Annotated in this window: 5 protein-coding genes; 3 read left to right on the top strand and 2 right to left on the bottom strand. The window is 34.3% G+C overall.

Going from position 1 to position 4,728, the window contains the following annotated elements; all coding sequences use genetic code 11:
- Window positions 1-265: 265 nt before the first annotated feature.
- Complete coding sequence (locus tag P8M54_RS13450; RefSeq protein WP_300288459.1) at window positions 266-1,060, bottom strand: DUF2797 domain-containing protein; 795 nt, start codon at window positions 1,058-1,060, stop codon at window positions 266-268.
- Between the two features lie 96 nt (window positions 1,061-1,156).
- Here P8M54_RS13450 and P8M54_RS13445 point away from each other — a divergent pair, with 96 nt between their 5' ends.
- The 3 genes from P8M54_RS13445 to P8M54_RS13435 all read left to right on the top strand — a co-directional run bounded on the left by P8M54_RS13445 (window position 1,157) and on the right by P8M54_RS13435 (window position 4,271).
- Window positions 1,157-2,683, top strand: coding sequence for a GH3 auxin-responsive promoter family protein (locus P8M54_RS13445; protein WP_300288458.1), 1,527 nt, complete (start codon window positions 1,157-1,159; stop codon window positions 2,681-2,683).
- A gap of 150 nt (window positions 2,684-2,833) precedes the next feature.
- Entirely contained in the window at window positions 2,834-3,277 is a 444-nt protein-coding gene (locus P8M54_RS13440; RefSeq protein ID WP_300288457.1) for a hypothetical protein, read from the top strand.
- Window positions 3,252-4,271, top strand: coding sequence for a DUF2927 domain-containing protein (locus P8M54_RS13435; protein ID WP_300288455.1), 1,020 nt, complete (start codon window positions 3,252-3,254; stop codon window positions 4,269-4,271). The genes P8M54_RS13440 and P8M54_RS13435 overlap by 26 nt, the downstream gene beginning before the upstream one ends.
- Before the next feature lie 79 nt (window positions 4,272-4,350).
- On the opposite strand, the gene P8M54_RS13430 is transcribed toward P8M54_RS13435, so the two are convergent.
- On the bottom strand, window positions 4,351-4,728 hold a 378-nt coding region (locus tag P8M54_RS13430; protein WP_300288454.1), incomplete at its 5' end, for an HAD-IB family phosphatase.

Below are 4,728 nucleotides of genomic sequence, written 5' to 3'. Positions count from 1 at the left end.
GACTAATACGCGAGATAAGTTCTTCTTAGTGAGGGATATAGTTCACCTCTGCTTTCCTTTAATAAAATTAATAATGTTTTTTATAAATCTCTCTTGTAAATCATCAAATTAATACAATTGCAAAGTAAAGGTGAGGGATAGAAGCGGCATCCTTTTATAGGTCCCCGTTTTTTGGGACCGTATAAAAGATATAGCGAATAGCCCGACCCATTTATAAAAATATTTTTCTTATTTTTATAAATGGGTCACGCACCAAAAAGTGGGTTTAAACTGAAATTCGGACTACGTACCCTTCTGATCCACGAACGTTAAATACGGTTCCGTCTTCAAAAATCAAGTATTGGCCTTTTATACCTGTTAGCTTGCCCTGAAAACTTGGAATTTTATCCAAACTTAAGCTTTTGACCTTTGTGGGGTAGTGCAAAACGGGATAATGCATCTCGTACAAATCATTTTTATCATTATAGAAATATTCCTGCACCTCAGCCGGAATTAAGTCCCGTACTTTCAATCGCTCCGCCACTAGGTCAGTTGGTTCAATGTCATTTGTCAACATTTTACGCCAGTTGGTTTTATCAGCATAATGATTTTTTAAAGCTACCTCCGTAATTCCTGCAAGGTATCGATTGGGTACTTCGACAATAGCGATGGCCTCGTTTGCCCCTTGATCAATCCATCGGGTTGGGACTTGCGTGCCACGGGTAACCCCCACTTTTACCTCGCTTGACAAGGCTAAATAAACAATATGTGGTTGCAATTGCACCTTTTGCTCATATACTAAATCACGGTCTTCGATTCCTAAATGTGCCTTGCTCAGCTCGGGTTTCATGATCCAGTCACCCACTTGTGCGCTGGAGTAAAAACAATCGTAGCAAAATCCTTGACGGAAAATCTTTTTCTTTTTACCGCAATTCAAGCATTGGTAGCCGCTGAATTCAATGGCAATAGTTTTATCCAATAACTGATTCAGGTGTAAAAAACTATCTTCAAAAACCAAATAGTATTGAATAAGGTCTCCAAATTCGGTTTGCATTTTTGTTAGGACTCCTTGGTATTGCATTAAGTTTAAATTTTAAATATGATGTTTAACAAATTTTGCTATTTTTGGTAAAGTTATCATTCCTAAGGTAAATTTCATAACCCTATTCATTATTAAATGCCAACACAACTAATCAATTCGTTTGCATCCTGGGTACTCAAACAGCGTATCCATCAGATCGAACTTTTCTTGAAATACCCTAATGAGGTTCAAGAGGAATTGCTTATGAATTTAGTACAGGCGTCAAAATATACGGTTGTAGGAAAGAAATATGATTTCGACTCAATGACTTCCTATGCTGCTTTTGCTGAGAGAATTCCGATTTCGACCTACGAAGAATTGCAGCCATTAATAGAACGTACGCGGCAAGGGGAACAAAATGTTTTTTGGGAAACGCCTATAAAATGGTTTGCCAAATCCAGCGGAACGACAAATGCCAAGAGCAAATTTATCCCGGTGAGTAATGAAGCTTTAGAGGATTGCCACTATAAGGGCAGCAAGGATTTGTTATGTCTTTATTTGAATAACAATGAAAACTCAGAGTTGTTTACCGGTAAAAGTTTACGCCTAGGCGGAAGCTCTCAAATTTATGAAGACAATAATACTTATTTTGGCGATTTATCAGCAATATTGATCGAAAACATGCCAATTTGGGCAGAGTTTAGCAGCACACCTAGCAACAAAATTTCGTTGATGCACGAGTGGGAAACTAAAATGGGCGCCATCATCAACGAAACCAAAAGAGAAAACGTAACTAGTTTAGCCGGTGTTCCTTCTTGGATGTTAGTGTTACTCAATAAAATGCTACTGGAATCAGGTAAGAACAACCTCTTTGATATTTGGCCTAATCTAGAAGTTTATTTTCATGGCGGTGTGAATTTTGATCCGTACCGTGACCAATACAAAACGATACTTCCTAAAAAAGACCTTAAATATTACGAGATTTACAATGCCTCCGAAGGCTTTTTTGCGATTCAGGATTCAAACAATTCAAGTGATTTATTGTTGATGTTGGATTATGGAATTTTCTATGAATTTATTCCAATGGATACCTTTGGAACATCCAATCAAAAAGTGATCCGTCTAGCGGATGTCGAATTGAATAAGAATTATGCAATTGTGATAACGACGAACTCTGGATTATGGCGCTACCTTATAGGTGATACGGTTCGCTTTACTTCCTTAAGCCCTTTTAGAATTAGAGTTACGGGTAGAACGAAACACCATATTAATGTTTTTGGTGAGGAATTAATGGTCGAAAATTCGGATCAAGCGATTGCTAAAGCCTGTTGCTTAACAAATGCCGAAGTAATTGACTATACCGTTGCACCAATTTTTATGATCGACAAAGAAAAAGGAGCCCACGAATGGATGATTGAGTTTAGGAAAAAACCGGAAGATATGGAAGCTTTTAGAGCTATTCTTGATGACACATTACAATCCTTAAACTCTGATTACGAAGCCAAAAGATACAACAACATGACTCTAAATCCATTAGTGATAAATGTAGGACGTGCCAATTTATTTTATGATTGGTTGAAAGATCACAACAAACTAGGTGGTCAGCACAAAATACCAAGACTTTCTAACCAACGTGATTATTTAGAGCAGTTGAAGAGTATGCAAATGCGATTGGTTGTTTAAAAGAAGTCACTTATTTAATTCAATAATAATACTTTTTACTATCTAAATTTTGATTCATAAACGAACAAATAAAAAACAGTACAGCTAGTAAAAAAACCAAAACTCAGAGTAAACTTAAAATAATTACTCGTAGTTTTCATAATCTTACGCATGAAAAATAATTTACTCGTAGCATTCCTTCTTCTAATTTTTGTTTCATGCACATCCCCAAATGTAACTTTTACAAAAGAGCAAGTAGCCGAAATAAAACAAACCTTTTCAAAAGAAGAAATAACCTACTTTTACGAAACCGTGTTTTTTAGAGATCCAGAAATACAAAAGAAACCTATTGAAAGTAATCTCAAGGCCAAAAAATGGAATACAGATATCTACATTAAGGCTTTTGGGGATCTTTCTACAGAAAACCGAAAGAACCTTCAAGAAACAGTTCGCTATTTAAACACACTAAAGTTGCCTATAAAAATTTATATAACTGAAAGAGCAAACTATAATGTTGATCTTCATTTTGGAAATGTGAAATATATAAAAAAAAAAAATTGGAGGCTATGTACCCGAAAATCTCGGAGGTATGGGCACGCTAGCTCCAAGCAATGATAATTTTTATCATCAAGGTAGTGTAGCAATAAACATTAAAAGTTCTATTGATTATACGTTTTATAAATGTAATCGTATTTTAGAGGAGTTAACACAACTTTTAGGTATTCCAGGGGATTCTTATTCACACCCAAATAGCATCTTTTATGAAGGGTCAAAAAATTACAAACATCGTATGAAGATGGCACCTATTGACATAAAAGTGCTTCAATTACTATATTCCAATAATATACCTCCAGGCTTAACCAGAAAAGAGTATTTAATTACATTTAAGGATATTATTAAATCAAAAAAAATAGTAACAGAAATTGATTACAAGAAATTCGAAGAATTTATTAAAGGCAAGAAATTCTCCCAAAAGGCAATAGAATTATTTTGCCTTACTGCTTTTAGTGAATCCAATGATATTATAAAAGAACCACATATTCAAAAATGGGACGATAATATCGATTACTTTATTCACAAAAATATAAGTAAAAATGATTCACTTTTAATTGAGCAGAGTATAACCTATCTATCACAATACATAGACAACCAAAAATTTGCTATTAGTAAAAATGAAAACACTAATACAAATTTGGGCTTTTGGTATAATAAAAAAAGTGGAGAAATTAATAACATAAGAGTTTTTGGCGAAGACATGCTAGATTATCAAATATTTCAAGGTGTTGTACTTCTTATTGAGAAAGACTTCAACATTCCTCGAAATTATCTTAGGAAGAAAATCTTAATTAGACAACTGCTAACCGTCTTAGGAATTAATTATTTGCCATTTAATAGCAAAAATCACGACTCTAATGTTCTATGGAAAATCAATAGTGAGGATTCCCTCTTATCTGCAACTGATAAAGAACTACTACAAATCTTCTTCTCTAAGACGCTAAAAACAGCTATGACGCAGCATGAAATTATTAAAATAGTAAAAAAACATTACAACAGTGACATGATTAATTCTTTACGAATGAGTAAAGAAACTTTAGTAAAAACAAAATAATTATTTGCTAGTGAAACGATATTTATAACAAAGCAATAACTAAAATAAGATCTACTAAAACTATAAACTTCCGTAAACCCTACACCATATCAATGTGCCTGTCGTGGTAGCCCAAAAGATATAAAACCCCATCAAGTCCTAAACTTGAAATAGAAGTCTCGGCACTTTCCTTAACCGTTGGTTTCGCATGAAATGCAATTCCTAAACCTGCTAAATTAAGCATGGGTAAATCATTAGCGCCATCCCCTACTGCGATTGTTTGGTTAATGTGAATACCTTCTTTTTCGGCAATTGCTTTTAGGAATTCGGCTTTCATTTCTCCGTTAACAATTTCACCAATATACCTACCTGTTAATTTACCATCTACTATTTCTAATTCATTCGCATGAACGTAGTCTATCCCTAACTCTTTTTGCAAATACTTACCAAAATAAGTAAATCCTCCTGAAAGTATCGC

The organism is Flavobacterium sp., assembly GCF_029242675.1.
Lineage (GTDB): Bacteria > Bacteroidota > Bacteroidia > Flavobacteriales > Flavobacteriaceae > Flavobacterium.
This window is presented reverse-complemented; position numbering and strand designations above follow the sequence as displayed.